16 protein-coding genes and 1 tRNA gene are annotated in these 17,057 nt (G+C 71.4%); 13 read left to right on the top strand and 4 right to left on the bottom strand.

The features are described from left to right. Window positions 1–64: 64 nt before the first annotated feature. Window positions 65–646, bottom strand: coding sequence for a 5-formyltetrahydrofolate cyclo-ligase (locus tag PBV52_RS19245; RefSeq protein WP_274239721.1), 582 nt, complete (start codon window positions 644–646; stop codon window positions 65–67). Window positions 647–779: 133 nt separating this feature from the next. Between PBV52_RS19245 and galU the strand changes: the two genes are divergently transcribed. The 8 genes from galU (at window position 780) to PBV52_RS19205 (ending at window position 7,770) form a co-directional block, all read left to right on the top strand. Further along, entirely contained in the window at window positions 780–1,682 is a 903-nt protein-coding gene (gene galU, locus PBV52_RS19240; protein ID WP_274239720.1) for a UTP--glucose-1-phosphate uridylyltransferase GalU, read from the top strand. A 4-nt stretch (window positions 1,683–1,686) separates the two neighbouring features. After that, window positions 1,687–3,009, top strand: a complete 1,323-nt coding sequence (gene glp / locus PBV52_RS19235; protein ID WP_274239719.1) for a gephyrin-like molybdotransferase Glp — start codon at window positions 1,687–1,689, stop codon at window positions 3,007–3,009. Window positions 3,010–3,095: 86 nt separating this feature from the next. Continuing rightward, window positions 3,096–3,590 (top strand): cyclic pyranopterin monophosphate synthase MoaC, encoded by a 495-nt coding sequence (gene moaC, locus PBV52_RS19230; protein WP_274239717.1) that lies wholly within the window; start codon window positions 3,096–3,098, stop codon window positions 3,588–3,590. Continuing rightward, entirely contained in the window at window positions 3,587–4,087 is a 501-nt protein-coding gene (locus PBV52_RS19225; protein ID WP_274239716.1) for a molybdenum cofactor biosynthesis protein B, read from the top strand. Before moaC ends, PBV52_RS19225 begins: the two co-directional genes overlap by 4 nt. A 20-nt stretch (window positions 4,088–4,107) precedes the next feature. Continuing rightward, complete coding sequence (locus tag PBV52_RS19220) at window positions 4,108–4,743, top strand: GNAT family N-acetyltransferase (protein WP_274239715.1); 636 nt, start codon at window positions 4,108–4,110, stop codon at window positions 4,741–4,743. A gap of 196 nt (window positions 4,744–4,939) precedes the next feature. After that, complete coding sequence (glpR, locus tag PBV52_RS19215; RefSeq protein ID WP_274239714.1) at window positions 4,940–6,262, top strand: gephyrin-like molybdotransferase receptor GlpR; 1,323 nt, start codon at window positions 4,940–4,942, stop codon at window positions 6,260–6,262. Window positions 6,263–6,331: 69 nt separating this feature from the next. Continuing rightward, a tRNA-Ala gene (locus tag PBV52_RS19210) sits at window positions 6,332–6,405 on the top strand. 129 nt (window positions 6,406–6,534) lie between these two features. Further along, window positions 6,535–7,770, top strand: a complete 1,236-nt coding sequence (locus PBV52_RS19205) for an MFS transporter (protein ID WP_274239713.1) — start codon at window positions 6,535–6,537, stop codon at window positions 7,768–7,770. An 11-nt stretch (window positions 7,771–7,781) separates the two neighbouring features. On the opposite strand, the gene PBV52_RS19200 is transcribed toward PBV52_RS19205, so the two are convergent. Further along, window positions 7,782–8,258, bottom strand: a complete 477-nt coding sequence (locus tag PBV52_RS19200) for a GNAT family N-acetyltransferase (RefSeq protein ID WP_274239712.1) — start codon at window positions 8,256–8,258, stop codon at window positions 7,782–7,784. A gap of 77 nt (window positions 8,259–8,335) precedes the next feature. Here PBV52_RS19200 and PBV52_RS19195 point away from each other — a divergent pair, with 77 nt between their 5' ends. After that, on the top strand, window positions 8,336–9,139 hold the full coding sequence (locus PBV52_RS19195; protein WP_274239711.1) for an exodeoxyribonuclease III: 804 nt from the start codon (window positions 8,336–8,338) through the stop codon (window positions 9,137–9,139). On the opposite strand, the gene PBV52_RS19190 is transcribed toward PBV52_RS19195, so the two are convergent. Next, window positions 9,136–9,765 carry a MerR family transcriptional regulator gene (locus PBV52_RS19190; RefSeq protein ID WP_373922016.1) on the bottom strand — a complete coding sequence of 210 codons (630 nt, stop codon included), beginning with the start codon at window positions 9,763–9,765 and terminating at the stop codon, window positions 9,136–9,138. The genes PBV52_RS19195 and PBV52_RS19190 overlap by 4 nt on opposite strands. A 188-nt stretch (window positions 9,766–9,953) precedes the next feature. Here PBV52_RS19190 and PBV52_RS19185 point away from each other — a divergent pair, with 188 nt between their 5' ends. The 4 genes from PBV52_RS19185 to PBV52_RS19170 all read left to right on the top strand — a co-directional run bounded on the left by PBV52_RS19185 (window position 9,954) and on the right by PBV52_RS19170 (window position 13,593). Next, window positions 9,954–11,471 (top strand): NAD(P)/FAD-dependent oxidoreductase, encoded by a 1,518-nt coding sequence (locus PBV52_RS19185; RefSeq protein ID WP_274239709.1) that lies wholly within the window; start codon window positions 9,954–9,956, stop codon window positions 11,469–11,471. After that, on the top strand, window positions 11,468–12,430 hold the full coding sequence (locus tag PBV52_RS19180) for an alpha/beta fold hydrolase (protein WP_274239708.1): 963 nt from the start codon (window positions 11,468–11,470) through the stop codon (window positions 12,428–12,430). The genes PBV52_RS19185 and PBV52_RS19180 overlap by 4 nt, the downstream gene beginning before the upstream one ends. Beyond that, a complete protein-coding gene (locus tag PBV52_RS19175; protein WP_274239707.1) occupies window positions 12,427–13,311 on the top strand; it encodes an SDR family oxidoreductase in 885 nt (294 codons plus the stop codon). Before PBV52_RS19180 ends, PBV52_RS19175 begins: the two co-directional genes overlap by 4 nt. Before the next feature lie 90 nt (window positions 13,312–13,401). Next, the gene (locus tag PBV52_RS19170) at window positions 13,402–13,593 is read left to right on the top strand and encodes a hypothetical protein (RefSeq protein WP_274239706.1); all 192 of its coding nucleotides are present in this window, start codon (window positions 13,402–13,404) and stop codon (window positions 13,591–13,593) included. A 130-nt stretch (window positions 13,594–13,723) separates the two neighbouring features. On the opposite strand, the gene PBV52_RS19165 is transcribed toward PBV52_RS19170, so the two are convergent. Beyond that, the gene (locus PBV52_RS19165) at window positions 13,724–16,999 is read right to left on the bottom strand and encodes a S41 family peptidase (protein ID WP_274239705.1); all 3,276 of its coding nucleotides are present in this window, start codon (window positions 16,997–16,999) and stop codon (window positions 13,724–13,726) included. Window positions 17,000–17,057 lie beyond the last annotated feature (58 nt).

Below are 17,057 nucleotides of genomic sequence, written 5' to 3'. Positions count from 1 at the left end.
GGTCGAACGACCGAAGGGGCCCTCCACGCGCGCGCGGAGGGCCCCTTCGCATGCCGAGCGCGGCTCAGGGCTCCCGGAAACGGCGCGTGCCCGACGGCGTCACCACCGCGTGCACCGGCCGGTCGTGCGGCTCTTCCGGGACGCGTGCGACGACCTCGGAGTCGTACAGCAGCACCACGAGCGAGGGATGGGCGCCCGCGCCTTCCAGCCGGGCGAGGACACGGTCGTACGACCCTCCGCCGCGCCCCAGGCGCATCCCGCGCGCGTCGACCGCGAGGCCCGGCAGCAGTACGACGTCGGCCTCGGTCACGGCGTCCGGGCCGAGGCGCTCGCCGGTGGGCTCGAAGAGGGCCATCTTTCCGCCGTGTTGGACGCGGGCGAGGGAGTCCTCTCCGGTGTACGCGCCCCAGTCGAGGTCGTTGTCGGGCAGGAGGGCGGGCAGCAGGACGCGCACGCCCCGCGCGCGCAGTGCGTCCAGCAGCGCGAGCGTGCCGGGTTCACTGCCCACGGAGACGTACGCCGCCACCGTGCGCGCATGCGCCAGCTCGGGCAGCTCCAGTGCCCGCCCGGCCAGCGCGGTCGCCGATACCTGCACGTCAACCGCTGTCAACCTGCTTCTCACCGCGAGGAACTCTCGCCGCAACATTCGCTTGTCAGTCTCGGCCGGACGCCCGATGTGACTCACTGGTCGTTCCCGAACCCTTCCTAATGCGCTCATATGAGAGCCAAATAACCGGAGCCTCAGATTCCCTGCAAAGGCACCGGATATGGTGTCGGGCATGACTCAGTCGCACCCTCGGATCAGCAAGGCTGTCATCCCCGCAGCGGGCCTCGGTACCCGCTTCCTGCCGGCCACCAAAGCCACTCCCAAGGAGATGCTGCCGGTCGTCGACAAGCCGGCGATCCAGTACGTGGTCGAAGAGGCCGTCTCCGCGGGCCTCGACGACGTCCTCATGATCACGGGCCGCAACAAGCGCCCCCTGGAGGACCACTTCGACCGCAACTACGAGCTGGAATCCGCCCTGCAGAAGAAGGGCGACGCCGGCCGGCTCGCGAAGGTGCAGGAGTCCAGCGACCTCGCGACCATGCACTACGTCCGCCAGGGCGACCCCAGGGGCCTCGGCCACGCCGTCCTGTGCGCCGCCCCGCACGTCGGCCACGAGCCCTTCGCCGTCCTGCTCGGCGACGACCTGATCGACCCGCGCGACCCGCTGCTCAAGCGGATGGTCGAGGTGCAGGAGCAGCGCGGCGGCAGCGTCATCGCGCTCATGGAGGTCGCGCCCGAGCAGATCCATCTCTACGGTTGTGCGGCCGTGGACCCCACCGAGGACAGCGACGTGGTCAAGGTGCACGACCTCGTCGAGAAGCCCGCCGCGGCCGACGCCCCGTCGAACTACGCGATCATCGGCCGTTACGTCCTCGACCCGCACATCTTCGACATACTGCGCAAGACGGAGCCGGGCCGCGGCGGCGAGATCCAGCTCACCGACGCCCTCCAGCAGCTCTCGCAGGACGAGAAGGTCGGCGGCCCGGTGCACGGCGTCGTCTTCAAGGGCCGCCGCTATGACACCGGTGACCGGGGCGACTATCTGCGTGCCATTGTCAGACTCGCATGCGAACGTGAAGACCTGGGCCCGGACTTCCGGACCTGGCTTCGCAGTTACGTAGCCGAGGAGATGTAGCACTTTGAGCACCGCCGCGACCCGCCCCGCCGGCCAGGACCACCTCTGGTCGGTGGACGAGCACCTGGAGGACATCCTCGCGACCGTCCGCCCCCTCGAACCCATCGAGCTGCAACTCCTCGACGCCCAGGGCTGCGTCCTGGTCGAGGACGTCACGGTGCCGGTGTCCCTGCCGCCGTTCGACAACAGCTCCATGGACGGGTACGCGGTGCGGGTCGCGGATGTCGCGGGCGCGAGCGAGGAGTTCCCCGCCGTCCTGGAGGTCGTCGGGGACGTCGCGGCGGGCCAGGCCGAGCTGCTCCAGGTGGGCCCCGGCCAGGCCGCCCGCATCATGACCGGCGCCCCACTGCCGCCCGGCGCCGAAACCGTCGTGCCGGTGGAGTGGACCGACGGCGGCCTCGGCGAGGGCCCGGTGACCGGGATGCAGGCCCGCAGCCTCGCCCCCGAGGGCGCCCACGGCCAGGTGCACGTCTACCGGCCGGCCGAGGCACGCGCGCACGTACGCGCGAAGGGCAGCGACGTGAAGTCCGGCGACCGTGCCCTCGAAGCCGGCACCGTCCTCGGCCCGCCGCAGATCGCCCTGCTCGCCGCGATCGGCCGCGGCACGGTCCGCGTACGCCCCCGCCCGCGCGTGGTCGTCATGTCCACCGGCAGCGAACTCGTCCAGCCCGACGAGGACCTGGGCAGCGGCCAGATCTACGACTCCAACAGCTTCGCCCTCACCGCCGCGGCCCGTGACGCCGGCGCCATCGCCTACCGCGTGGGCGCCGTCGCCGACGACGCCGAGACCCTGCGCTCCACCATCGAGGACCAGCTCGTCCGCGCCGACCTCGTGGTCACCACCGGCGGCGTGAGCGTCGGGGCCTACGACGTCGTCAAGGAGGCGCTGTCCCACGTCGGCGACGAGGACGAGGCCGGCAGCGGCGTCGAGTTCCGCAAGCTCGCCATGCAGCCCGGCAAGCCCCAGGGCTTCGGCTCCATCGGCCCCGACCACACCCCGCTGCTCGCGCTCCCGGGCAACCCCGTGTCGTCGTACGTCTCCTTCGAACTGTTCGTGCGCCCCGCGATCCGCACCCTGATGGGCCTGGAGGACGTCCACCGGCCGCGGACGACCGCGACCCTGTCGGCGGATGAGGCCCTGAGCTCGCCCAAGGGGCGCCGACAGTTCCTGCGCGGGACGTACGCCGATGGCGCGGTGCGGCCGGTCGGCGGCGCCGGATCCCATCTGATCGCGGCCCTCGCGCACGCGGACGCGCTGATCGTGGTCCCCGAGGACGTGGTGAGCGTCGAGCCCGGCAGCGAGGTCGAGGTGGTCCTGCTCGGCTGAGAGGCCCTGGCCCGCGGTACCGTGTCGCGCACAGCAGGCCCGTGCGCCGCACCGCGGCGGGCCCGGACCGGGAGCGCCACACAAGCATGAGCATGCAGGACCGACCCACGCAGGACCGACTCACGCATATCGACGACGCGGGCGCGGCCCGCATGGTCGACGTCTCCGGCAAGGACGTGACCGCGCGCACCGCCCGCGCCAGCGGCCGGGTCCTCGTCTCACCCCGCGTGATCGAGCTGCTGCGCGGTGAAGGCGTCCCCAAGGGCGACGCCCTGGCCACCGCGCGCATCGCGGGCATCATGGGCGCCAAACGCACCCCGGACCTGATCCCGCTGTGCCACCCGTTGTCGGTGTCCGGTGTGAAACTGGATCTGTCGGTCGCGGACGACGCCGTGCAGATCGTTGCCACCGTGAAGACCACGGACCGCACGGGCGTCGAGATGGAGGCCCTCACCGCCGTCTCCGTCGCCGCGCTCACCGTGATCGACATGGTCAAGGCGGTCGACAAGGGAGCGGTCATCACGGACGTACGGGTCGAGGAGAAGACGGGCGGCAAGTCGGGCGACTGGAGCCGGGCATGACGTATCGCGCTCTTGTCGTCACCGCCTCCAACCGGGCTGCCGCCGGGATCTACGAGGACAAAGGCGGCCCGCTGATCGCCGAGGGCCTCAAGGGCTTCGGCTTCGACGTCGAGGGGCCGCAGGTCGTGCCCGACGGTGACCCGGTCGGCGCCGCCCTGCGCGCCGGTGTCGACGCCGGTTACGACGTCATCGTGACCACGGGCGGCACCGGCATCTCGCCCACCGACCGCACACCGGAGGCGACCCGCGAGGTGATCGACTACGAGGTGCCGGGCATCGCGGAGGCCATCCGGGCGTTCGGCCGAGCGAAGGTCCCGACCGCGGCGCTGTCACGGGGCCTGGCCGGAGTCGCGCGGCGGACGCTGATCGTCAATCTGCCCGGTTCCAGCGGCGGGGTGAAGGACGGCCTGGCCGTCCTGGAGCCCCTCCTGATCCACGCCGTCGACCAGATCCGCGGCGGCGACCACCCCAGACCCAGCAGTGGGGGTGCGAGCTGAACAGCCCATCCTGGCCCGTCGTGCTGGGGGACGGCGATGTCGTCCTCCGGCCGATAAAGATGCGCGACCAACGGGCCTGGCGCGAGGTCAACCGGCGCAACCGGGACTGGCTGCGCCCCTGGGAGGCGACCATTCCGCCGCCCACGCCCAGTGGGCCGATCGCCCACCGGCCGACCTACCGTCAGATGGTCCGGCATCTGCGCTCCGAGGCGAACTCGGGCCGGATACTGCCGTTCGTCATCGAGTACCAGGGGCGGCTGGTCGGGCAGTTGACGGTCGCCGGTATCACCTGGGGCTCGATGTGTTCGGGGCACGTCGGTTACTGGGTGGACGAGGCGGTGGCGGGCCGCGGGGTGATGCCGACCGCCGTGGCGCTCGTCGTGGACCACTGTTTCCGCACCGTCGGGCTGCACCGCATCGAGGTCTGTATTCGCCCCGAGAACCGCCCGAGCCGCCGGGTCGTGGAGAAACTCGGATTCCGCGAGGAGGGGCTGCGTCCGCGATATCTCCACATCGACGGAGCCTGGCGGGACCATCTCGTCTTCGCGCTCACGGCGGAGGAGGTGCCGGAAGGGTTGCTGAGCCGCTGGCACCGGGCACGCTCGCAGCAGACGCCGCACACCAACCCGCAGAACACCCAGGGGAATCCCGCGTAGCCGGGAAGGAGCCCCGGAAATTGAATAAGTGTTCGAAATTGATCGCCGGATGACCGGCTCGGGGCATTAAATTCCCGCCCTCGGTGGGCTGCTGATCGCATCGGTCACAAAAAAAGTTCGAAATATCAGCCAGATCGTGCGACACACCGGCTCAATTGGCAGATGGCCTCACGCAAACCCCTCTACCGTGTGAGGCGTGAGCAGCAGCGGCCTCATCTACGCAGTCATTGTCGGGGCCTGGGCCGCCTACTTGGTGCCGATGTGGCTCCGTAGGCAGGACGAGCTGAACGAGGCCCGTCCGACGGAACGCTTCAGCACAGCCATCCGGTTGCTGTCCGGACGGGCGGGGATGGAGCGCCGGTACGCCAAGGACCTGCGCGCGCGCTCCACCGACGAGGGGGAGCCCAGCGCCGATGACCCGGGCGACGTCACCGAGTCGGTGGACGTCCGGGCCTTCGCCATGCCTCCGACCCGTCCGCAGACCCAGGCGGCGGTTCAGGCCCCGGCACCGGAGCGCCCGGAGCCGGCGCGTGAATCCCCCCGCGTACCAGCGCCCAAGCAGGCACCGGAACGCGCCAACGCATCCGTGCCCGAACCGGGCTCCGGTCCGGCGGACAAGGCGCGCAAGCGCGTGCCCGCGGCCCGGCGTCCCCCTTCGGACGAGGCGGCCGCGGCACGGGCGCGGCGCTTGAAGGTGCTGGCGCGCCGTAGACGCACCACCGTCGTCCTCTTCCTCGCCTTCACGCTCGGCGCGATCGTCGCCGCGGTCGGCGGGCTCGCGTTCCTGTGGGCGCCCGGCGTTCCCGCCGTGATGCTCAGCGGGTACATCGCGTATCTGCGCTCCCAGGAGCGCCGCCGGTTCGCCTACCAGATGGACCGGCGCAGCGCCGAGGTCGCCGCGCAGCGGCTGCGCGAGCATGCGCGCCAGTCCCGCCGGCGCGGCACCGCCGACACCGGTGCCGGGATCGACGAGCCCGACGAGAGGCCCGAACCAGGTACGGACACCGGGATGTCCGCGCTCGCCGCGGACCGGCGCGCCCTCGTCGAGCAGACCGATCACGCCGAGTGGGTCGACCAGCAGCGCGAGCGGCAGCGGCGGCCCGGGCACGGGGACAGCTGGGAGCCGGTGCCGGTGCCGTTGCCGACGTATGTGACCGCGCCGGTCGCTCCGCGGGCCACCTCCGACGTGGATCTCGGCGCGCCGGACGCGTGGAGCTCGGCACGGTCGAGCTCCGTCGGGCGGGACCGGGACGCGGGGGCCGAGGCAGGCTCTGCTTCCGCCGGTGCGAGGCGGGACGGTGCGAGGCGGGACGGTGCGGCTCGCGAGGGTGCGCCTCGGGACGGTTCCGCGCGGGGCGCTGAGTCGGACGAGGCGGCTCGCGACGAGGACAAGGCCGAGGGGGGCGGTCGTAGCGACGCCCGCCGCGCCGCTTCCGCCCGCCGGGCGCGCGAGCGGGGCCGTACGCCGTTGTTCGACCAGTACGAGGACGGCGACCGCCCGCGCGCGGCGAACGAGTAGCCACCGGTCCGGGCGGGGAACGGATTTCCAAGCAGGCCGATCGGGGTGCTAAAGTTTCACTCGTTGCAAGGGCCTGTGGCGCAGTCCGGTAGCGCACCTCGTTCGCATCGAGGGGGCCAGGGGTTCAAATCCCCTCAGGTCCACCGCAACAACTTTCCAAGGGAACTTGGGAGTTGAAAGATCCCGTCCGATCGGTTGATCGGGCGGGATCTTTGTTGTTTCCTGGTCTGTTCCCAAGGTTGATTCCAAGAGCCAGCGTCTTGAGGGGGAGCGTGGAGAAGGCCGCCGCAGCGTTACCGGCCTCGCGTACGGCGCCGTTGCGGAGCGTGGCCTTCCGGCGGTTCCTGTGGGCCAATCTCGTCTCCGCCACCGGGTCCGCCATGGCGCCCCTCGCGCTCGCCTACTCCGTGATCGGGGAGGGCGGCGGAGCCGGGGACCTCGGGCTGGTGCTGGCCACGAACACCGTGCCGACCGTCGTGTTCCTTCTCGTGGGCGGAGTGCTCGCGGACCGGTTGTCCCGGAGCCGGATGCTCTTCCTCGGCAATCTGCTGGCGGCCGCCGCCCAGGGGGCGCTCGCTGTGATCGTCGCCACGGGGCACGCGTCGACGAGCTCCATCGCGGTCTGCGGCTTCGTATCCGGCACGGCGATGGCCTTCACGGTGCCCGCCGCTCAGGGCGCCGTGGGCCAGATCGTCCCCGTGGAGCAGTTGCAGCAGGCCAACGCCCTGCTCAGGCTGCCGGGCAACGCCGTCAAGGTGCTCGGACCGGCCGTCGGCGGAGTCGTCGTCGCGGTCAGCGGCCCGGCCTGGGCACTGGCCTGGGACGCGCTCACCTTCGCCGTCGCCGCCGTACTGCTGCTCGGGCTGCGCCTGGACGCGCCGGTCACCGTAACCGGCGCCCTGAGCGATCTGCGGCAGGGATGGACCGGCTTCTGGTCGCGGACCTGGCTGTGGACCTACACGGCGTCCGGGACCGTCGTCGTGGCCGCATGGCTGGCGGGGTTCCAGCTGCTCGGGCCCGTCGTGGCGGCACAGCGGTACGCGGGGGCGCGCGACTGGGGTCTGGTGCAGGGCGCGTTCGCGGCGGGGCTGCTGGCCGGGACGGTGGTGTGTCTGCGCTGGCGGCCGTACCGGTTGCTCGCGGTGGCCGTCGCGGGCGGCATGCCGCTCGCCGCGCCGCTGTTCGTCATGGGCTGGGGACTGCCGTTGCCCTGGGTGCTGTTGGCCGCGCTGCTCGCGGGGGTCGGGCTGGACGTGGCGATCGTCGCGTGGTCGACCGCCTTCCAACAGCACGTGCCGCAGGGCGAGTTGGGGCGCTTGAGTGCGTTCAACAGTGTCGGTGAACGGCTGGCGATTCCCCTCGGCTACCTTCTGACCGCCCTCGCTGTCGGCACCTGGGACAACCGGACGGTGCTGGTGGCGTGCGCCGGTCTGGTCGTCGCCGCCGCCGTCCTCAACCTCTGTGTGCGGGACGTGTACCGCATCAACCGCCGCTCAGCGGGCGGTTGACCCTCCCGAGCTCACAGCGCCTTGGCGAAACACAGGCTCAGCTCATGGAAGCGGTAGTAGCCGAACTTCTCGCACGGCTCGTACCCGCTGGACGTGTACAGCGCCACCGCCTCGGGCTGCTTGGAGCCGGTCTCCAGCACCATGCGCGTGCGGCCGGCCGCACGCGCGTCCTCCTCCAGCGCGGCCAGGATGCGTCTCGCCAGGCCCCGCCCGCGCATCCGCTCGACGACGTACATCCGCTTGAGCTCGGCGTCTCCGTCCGCGTTGCCCTCGCCGTTCTCGTCCTGGGCGCGCCAGCCGCCGGAGGCGACGGGGGTGCCGAGCTCGTCGTAGGCGATCAGGTAGAGGCCGTTCGGCGGCTCGAAGTCCGCCGGGGCGAGGGGCGTGGCGTCGCCGTCGTCGCCGTAGCGGGCGCCGTACTCGGCCTGCACCTGGTCGCTGAGCTTGAGGGCGTCGGGGTGGTCGAAGGAGACGTGACGTATATGCATGCAGGTTACCGTATATCAATTCAAGATCAAGAGGTTCCAGAATCGGACAACGTCCAGTGTGCCGGTATGGTGCCGGGGTGCTCACTGTGACCTCTGTGAATGTAAACGGGCTGCGCGCCGCCGCGAAGAAGGGCTTCGTGGAGTGGCTCGCCGGCACCGAAGCCGATGTGCTGTGCCTGCAGGAGGTGCGCGCGGAGCCGCAGCAGCTGCCCGAGCACGTCCGCACGCCCGACGGCTGGCACGTCGTGCACGCGCCCGCGGCCGCCAAGGGGCGCGCCGGCGTCTCCCTCTACACCCGCCGTGAGCCCGACCGCATCCAGGTCGGCTTCGGGTCGAGTGTGTTCGACGCCAGCGGGCGTTACGTCGAGGCCGACCTGCCCGGTGTGACGGTCGCCTCCCTCTACCTTCCCTCCGGCGAGGTGGGCACCGAGCGGCAGGACGAGAAGGTTCGCTTCATGGGCGAGTTCCTCGCCTATCTGAAGGACCTGCGCGAGCGCGCCGCCGCCGACGGCCGCGAGGTCCTCGTCTGCGGCGACTGGAACATCGCCCACCAGCAGGCCGACCTGAAGAACTGGCGCGGCAACACCAAGAACTCCGGTTTCCTGCCGGAGGAGCGCGAGTGGTTCGGCGAGGTGTTCGCCCCCACCGCCGGCGGCTACGTCGACGTCGTACGGTCGCTGCACCCGGACACCGAGGGGCCGTACTCCTGGTGGTCGTACCGCGGGCGCGCCTTCGACAACGACACCGGCTGGCGCATCGACTACCACGTGGCGACGCCGGGGCTCGCCGCCAAGGCGCTCAAGGGGTACGTCGAGCGGGCGGCGACGCATGGGGAGCGGTGGTCGGATCATGCGCCGGTGACGGTGGTCTACGACCGTTAGGCCTGCTTGTTCTGCTGCCGCAGCCGCCGGTCCAGTGCCAGGGACAGCTCCGCCTCCACCACGCTGCGGGCGAGGGGGCGCAGGCGTTGGAGGTCGTTGTCGTGGGCGTAGCGGAGTACCAGGTCGGCGAACATCTCCGCGAGGTCGTCGACGTGTTCGCGGACGCGCTTGCCCGCTGCCAGGACCTCCGCGAGGGGGATGCCCTCGCGGACCAGGGCCGAGGAGACGTCCAGCAGGCTGCGGCTGATGTGGACGATCTCGTCGCCGTCGGTGCCGAGGTAGCCGAGGTCCAGGGCGAGGGCGAGGTTCTCCGGGGTGACCTGGCCCTCGAAGCGGGAGGCGAGTTCCTCGGGGGTGAGGTGGACCGGCTCCTCCTCGGTGGGGGCGGCGACGCCGAGCAGGTCGGCGACGTCGCGGCCGTGGTCGAGGGCCTCCGCCAGTTCCGCGATGCCGGTGAGGGTGTGGCCGCGCTCCAGGAGGGCGGCGATCGTGCGCAGGCGGGCCAGGTGGTGGTCGTCGTACCAGGCGAGGCGGCCCTCGCGGCGGGGCGGCGGGATCAGTTTGCGTTCGCGGTAGAAGCGCAGGGTGCGCACCGTGATGCCGGCCATGCGGGCCAGCTCCTCCATGCGGTATTCACGCTTCTCGGTCACCTGGGAACCTTAAGTCGTACCGGCGGTAACTTTCCTCGGTGACTTTCCTCGACCGACCCCTACCGGTCGGTACAGACCTCCTCTACTCTCCCCATTGCGCCAGTGTTCACTGGCATGGTTCCGGTTCCGGGGTGACGTTCCCGGTGAGGCATGGAGGCACAGGCATGGCCGAACGCGAACATGTGCGGGTCGCGGTGGTCGGGTCCGGGTTCGGCGGGCTGGGGGCCGCCGTACGGCTGCGGCGCGAGGGCGTCACCGACTTCGTCGTCCTGGAGCGGGCCGACGGCGTCGGCGGCACCTGGCGGGACAACACCTATCCGGGGTGCGCGTGCGACGTGCCGTCCCATCTGTACTCGTTCTCCTTCGCGCCCCATCCCGACTGGCCGCGCACCTTCTCCGGGCAGGAGCACATCCGCGCCTACCTGGAGCACGTCACGGACGTCTTCCGGCTGCGCCCCCACATCCGCTTCAACTCGGAGGTGAAGCGGATGACCTGGAACGGCGAGCGGCTGTGCTGGGACATCGAGACCAGCAGCGGGAGTCTGTCGGCCGACTTCGTCGTCTCGGCCACCGGACCGCTGTCCGACCCCAAGATCCCCGACATCCCGGGGCTGGACTCCTTCCCCGGGAAGGTCTTCCACTCCGCCCGCTGGGACCACGACTACGACCTGCGCGGCAAGCGCGTCGCCATGGTCGGCACCGGCGCCTCCGCCATCCAGATCGTGCCGGCCGTCCAGCCCGAGGTCGAGCGGCTCACGCTCTTCCAGCGCACCCCGCCCTGGGTCATGCCCCGCGTCGACCGCGCCATCAGCGGCGCCGAGCGCTCCCTGCACCGGGCCCTGCCCTTCACCGCGCAGCTGCGGCGCGGGCTGCTGTGGGGCATCCGGGAGTTGCAGGTGCAGGCCTTCACCAAGCACCCCGACCAGCTGGGCCTGATCGAGCAGTTGGCCAAGCGGAACATGGGCCGATCCATCAAGGACCCGGTCCTGCGCGCCAAGCTGACCCCGGACTACCGCATCGGCTGCAAGCGGATCCTGCTGAGCAGCGAGTACTACCCGGCGCTGGCCCAGCCCAACGTGGACGTCGTCGCCGGCGGACTGAGCGAGATCCGCGGCTCCACCGTCGTGGCGGCCGACGGGAGTGCGGCCGAGGTCGACGCGATCGTCTTCGGGACGGGGTTCCATGTCACCGACATGCCCATCGCCGAGCGGGTGGTGGGGGCGGACGGCAAGACCCTCGCCGAGGCGTGGAAGGGCGGGATGGAGGCGCTGCGCGGCGCGTCCGTCGCCGGGTTCCCGAACTGGATGACCATCATCGGGCCCAACACGGGGCTCGGGAACTCCTCCATGATCCTGATCATCGAGTCCCAGCTGAACTACATGGCCGACTTCGTACGCCAGTTGAACGTCCTGGGCGGCCGTGCGGCTCTCGACGCCCGGCCGAGCGCCGTGGCCGCCTGGAACCGGCGGGTGCAGGAGCGGATGAAGCGGACGGTGTGGAACACCGGCGGCTGCACCAGCTGGTACCTGGACGCGAACGGCCGTAACACCACCATCTGGCCCGGTACGCCAACGGAGTTCCGGCGGGCTACGCGGCGGGTGGATCTGGCGGAGTACGAACTCGTCCGGGTGCCGGTCGAGAAGGGCGCCGAGAAGGGCGCCAAGTCGGAGGTGACCGCGTGAGCCGGCTGATGAACGTCGCCTCCGGGCCCTACGCCCCGCCCGCCCCCGCCCGTGAGCTGACGGCCCTGTCCGCCGACGGCGCCCGGCTGCACGTCGAGATACACGGCCCCGTGGACAACACCGCCGCGCCCGCCGTCGTCCTCGCGCACGGCTGGACCTGCTCGACCGCCTTCTGGGCGGCGCAGATCCGGGAGCTGGCCGCCGACCACCGGGTCATCGCCTACGACCAGCGCGGCCACGGACGCAGCCCGGCGAGCCCGGCCTGCAGCGCCGACGCCCTCGCCGACGACCTCGAAGCCGTACTGAAGGCGACGCTCGCACCCGGCGAGAAGGCGGTGATAGCCGGGCACTCCATGGGCGGCATGACGGTGATGGCCGCTGCCGCGCGCCCGGGGTTCCGGGAGCATGCCGGTGCCGTCCTGCTGTGCAGCACCGGCGCCTCGCGGCTGGTCGCCGAGTCCACGGTCGTACCCCTACGGCCGGGGCGGCTGCGGACCTGGCTGACCAAGCGCGTCCTCGGGTCGCGGGCGCCGCTCGGGCCGGTCACGCCGATCGCCAGGGCGGTCCTCCGGTACGCGACGATGGGCCCCGGTTCGGCCCCGCACATGGTCGAGGCGTGTGCGCGGATAGTCCACGCCTGCCCGCGCAAGGTGCGCTACGCCTGGTCGCAGGTGCTCGACCTGCTCGATCTCGACCACGGCGTACGGGAGTTGGCGGTGCCGACCGCGGTGGTCGTCGGGACAGCCGACCGCCTGACACCGCCGGTGCACGCGCGCTCGCTGGCCGCCGCGTTGCCGCACTGTCTCGGCGTCACCGAGCTGCCCGGCCTCGGGCACATGACGCCGGTCGAGGCACCCGAGCTGGTGACCGGGAAGATACGGGAACTCGTCACGACGTACACGCGGAGTACGACCCAGACGCGGAGTACGACCCACACGCAGGTGAAGGAGGGCGCATGAGCAGGGTGAGCCTCGAAGGTCAGGTCGCCGTCGTCACGGGGGCGGCGCGGGGCGTCGGTGAACTGCTCGCCCGCAAGCTCTCCGCGCGCGGTGCCAAGGTGGCGCTCGTCGGGCTGGAGCCGGATGCCCTCAAGCAGGTCTCCGAACGGCTGCACAGCGACAGCGACCACTGGTACGCCGATGTCACCGACCACGAGGCGATGGCCCGGGTGGCGCGGGAGGTCAAGGAGCGGTTCGGGAAGGTCGACATCGTCGTCGCCAACGCCGGGGTCGCGACCGGCGGGCCGTTCGTCGACTCCGATCCCGAGGCGTGGCGGCGGGTCATCGAGGTCAACCTCATCGGGTCGGCGGTGACCGCCCGGGCGTTTCTGCCGGTGCTGACGGAGAGCCGGGGGTATCTGCTGCAGATCGCCTCGCTCGCGGCGATCACTCCGGCGCCGATGATGACCGCGTACTGCGCGTCCAAGTCGGGTGTGGAGGCGTACGCGCACAGCCTGCGGGCCGAAGTCGGTTACCAGGGTGTACGGGTGGGGGTCGGGTATCTGTCCTGGACCGACACCGACATGGTGCGCGGGGCCGATCAGGACGACGTCATGCGGGAGTTGAGGAAGCGGCTGCCCTGGCCGTCCAACAAGACCTATCCGCTGGGGCCGGCGGTCGACCGGATCGTGGCGGGGATCGAGCGGCGGTCGAGCCATGTGTACGGGCAGTGGTGGCTGCGCGGGATGCAGGGCGTGCGCGGGTATCTGCCGGGGATCATCGGGACCGTGGGGCAGCGGGAGATGCGGCGGTTCGCCGGGCGGCTGGAGGGGATGCGGACGGGGCTGGTCGGGGCGGGCGGCGCCGCCGATGAGCAGGAGAGAACTACGCGGCGTAACTGATCGAGATGCGTGGGGTTATCGCCCGTGTGAATCTGGTCGAGGCCCCACCGAGGGGCCAATCCCCCCCACTCACTACGGGAGTGAACCCACATGGGTATGAAGGACCAGTTCCAGGAGAAGTCCGAACAGATGCAGCAGCAGGCCCGTCAGAAGGCCCAGCAGGCCAAGGAGCAGGCGCAGCAGCGTGGGCGCCAGCGGCCGCAGCGGGACGAGGAGTCGGAGCGGACGGAGCGGTTGAGGCGTGAGGAAGAGGACCGTCTCAACCAGGACTACGACGCGTAGCCGCTGCGCTCGGCTTTAGCCGCGTTGCGTGGGGCGCCCTGTGTTTTGGGGCGCCCCACGTTTGCGTTGCTGGTGGGGGGCGTTGTCGGGTGCGGGCCGGTGGGGGCTGGTCGCGCAGTTCCCCGCGCCCCTAAGGGCGAGAGCGTGGCGGGAGTTTCGGCCGCGAGCGGTCTGGGACGTGGGTGTAGTCCGGGGGCGTTGCCGGGGGGTTCGTCTCCAGGAGTTCCAGGGCCAGTTCCACCGCGTCGGTCAGTTGGGCGTGGCGGCCCTCTGCCCAGTCCAGGGGGGTGCGGAGGACCTCCACGTCCGGGCTCACTCCCTTGTTCTCGATCGTCCAGCCGTAGGCGTCGAACCAAGCCGCGTTCATCGGGACCGTGATCACCGTGCCGTCGCCCAGGCGGTGGCGGCCGGTCATGCCGACGACTCCGCCCCAGGTGCGTTGGCCGACGACCGGGCCCAGCTTGAGGAGTTTGAAGGCGGCCGTGATCATGTCGCCGTCCGAGGACGTCGCCTCGTCGGCCAGGGCGACCACCGGGCCCCTCGGGGCGTTGGACGCGTACGACACCGGCTGGGCGTTGCGGGTGAGGTCCCAGCCGAGGATCGTGCGGGTCAGTTTCTCCACGACCAGTTCGCTGATGTGGCCGCCCGCGTTGCCGCGTACGTCGACGATCAGGGCGGGGCGTGACATCTCCATCCGCAGGTCCCGGTTGAACTGGGCCCAGCCCGAGCCGCCCATGTCCGGGATGTGCAGGTAGCCGCAGCGGCCACCGCTCAACTCCCGTACGACGTCACGGCGTTTGGCGACCCAGTCCTGGTAGCGGAGCGGGCGCTCGTCGATCAGGGGGACCACCGCCACCCGCCGTGCCCGGCCCGCCTCGCCCTGCGCCGGGGTGAACGTCAGCTCCACCGTCGTGCCGCCGGAGCCGGCCAGGAGGGGGTACGGGCCCGCGGTCGGGTCCACCGGGCGGCCGTCGACGTGGGTGAGCACCGCGCCTTCCCGGATGCCGGTGCCCGCCAGCGGGGAGCGGGCCTTGGAGTCGGACGATTCGCCGGGGAGGATGCGCTTGACCACCCAACCCTCGTCCCTGCGGACGAAGTTGGCGCCCAGCAGGCCCTGCCAGCGCTGGTAGTGGGCCGGCCCCTCGTTGCGGCGGGCAGGGGCGACGTACGCGTGTGAGGTGCCCAGTTCGCCCAGTACCTCGCGGAGCAGGTCCGCGAACTCGTCGGGGGAGGCGACGCGTTCGACCAGGGGGCGGTACTGGTCGAGGACCGCGTCCCAGTCGATGCCGCACATCTCCGGCTCCCAGAAGTACGCCCTGATCAGCCGGCCCGCCTCCGCGTACGACTGCCTCCACTCCGCCGTCGGGTCCACCTCGTGCAGGATGCGGCGCAGGTCGATCCACACCGTCGTGTCGCTGTCGCCGGACTCGGAGGCGGGCACCCCGCGCAGCTCGCCCTCGTCGACCAGGACCAGGCGGGACCCGTCGCCGCTGACCGCGAACCAGTCCAGGTGGTCGACGAGTTCGGACTTCTTCGCCTTGCTGATGTTGAAGTGTTCGAGGGTCGGCCGCCCGGTCATGTCGTCCGGGTTGGCGAAGGTCTCGCCCAGCGCGCCCGAGATCGGCCAGCGCAGCCAGACCAGTCCGCCGCCCGCGACCGGGTGCAGCGCGGAGTACTTGGAGGCGGTGACCGGGAAGGGGGTGACCCTGCTCTCCAGGCCCTCCACCTCGACGGTCGTCGTACCGGCGTCCCCGCCCTCCTCGTCCTCCACCGGGTCCAGGCCACCGGCGGCCGGCCGGCCCTCGGGGTTCAGCGCGAAGGGGGAGGGGGTCGCGGAGGACAGAGGGACCAGGTAGGGGCGGCAGCCCAGCGGGAAGGACAGGTCGCCGGTGTGGACGTCGTACACCGGGTCGAAGCCCCGCCAGGAGAGGAAGGCCAGGTAGCGGCCGTCCCGGGTGAACACCGGGTTCTCGTCCTCGAAGCGGCCGTTGGTGACGTCGACGATCAGGCTGTCCTTGATGCGGGCCAGTTTGATCTGGCGCAGGGAGCGGCCGATCCCGGGGTGCGACCACGTCAGCCATGTCCCGTCCGGGGAGAAGGCGAGGTCGCGCACCGGCCCGTTGATCGACCGGATCAGCTCGGTCACCTCGCCTCCCCCGGACTCCGTCCGGGAGGTGTCCCCGGAGTCCTCGGTCGCGTCGATGAGGAGCAGCCGGCCGTCGTGCGAGGCGATCGCGAGGCGCTCGCCCTTCGGGTCGGCGACCATCTCCAGGACCCGGCCCAGCTCGCCCGAGGCGAGTCGGCGCGGCTCGCGGTCGCCCGTCGCGCGCGGCAGGTACGCGATCTCGATGGCGTCCTCGCCCTCCGCGTCCGTCACATACGCGACCTGGCCGACCGAGCCGAGCATCTCCGGGAGCCGGACCCGTACGCCGGGGGTGTCGGTCATCGTGCGGGCCGGGCCGTCCCGGTGGGTCAGCCAGTAGAGGCTGCCGCGGACGACCACGGCACTCGCGCGGCCCGTCTCGTCCACGGAGATGCCGTCGACGTGCTGGGCGGCGGGCACCTGGTACCTGCGGCGTCCCGCGCCCGGGCCACTCAGCCGTACGTCGAGGCGGCGGGGCTGACTGGAATCCGCGTCCGCGGCGAGGTCGTCCACGATCCACAGGTCGCCCGCGCACTGGTACACCACCCGGGTGCCGTCACTGGCGGCGTGCCGGGCGTAGAAGGCGTCGTGGTCGGTATGGCGGCGCAGGTCGGAGCCGTCGTGGGCGCAGGAGTAGAGGTTGCCGACGCCCTCGTGGTCGGAGAGGAAGGCGATACGGCCGCCGACGAACATGGGGGAGTGGAGGTGGCCGCCGATGTCCGGGAGCAGGCGTTCGCCGTGCAGCCACAGGCGGCCCGTGGCCCCGCCCCGGTAGCGCTTCCAGGCGGCCGGTTCGTGGGGTGGGGTGCCGGTCAGGAGCAGGGTCTTGCGCTCGCCGTCGATATCGGCGACCTGGATGTCGGAGCACGGTCCCCAGGGGAGTTTGCGGCCGGGGTCGCCGCCGAGGCTGAGCTTGTAGGCCCAGGTGAAGTGGGAGAAGGGCTCACCGTGGGAGGCGACGGCGAGGATGATGCCGTCGGGTGTCCAGCCGCACACCTGGGTGTCCGCCGAGCCCCAGTGGGTGAGCTGGCGGCCCGGGCCGCCGTCCACCGGGACCAGGTGGATCTCGGGGACCAGACTGCGCCAGCTCGTGTACGCGATGTGCCGGCCGTCGGGGGAGAAGCGGGGGTGGCCGATCTTCGTGCGGTCCACGGTGAGTCGCCAGGCGCGGCCAGGGCCGTCCAGGGGGGCCAGCCACAGGTCGTCCTCGGCCACGAAGCACAGCAGATCGCCGCTCAGATGCGGTAGGCGCAGGTAGCTCACCTCCCCATGCTTTTCCTGTGGACGTACCTGGGCAACTCGTGACACAGGGATCGGCGTG

The sequence above is a fragment of the Streptomyces sp. T12 genome, assembly GCF_028736035.1.
Classification (GTDB): Bacteria; Actinomycetota; Actinomycetes; order Streptomycetales; family Streptomycetaceae; genus Streptomyces.
This window is presented reverse-complemented; position numbering and strand designations above follow the sequence as displayed.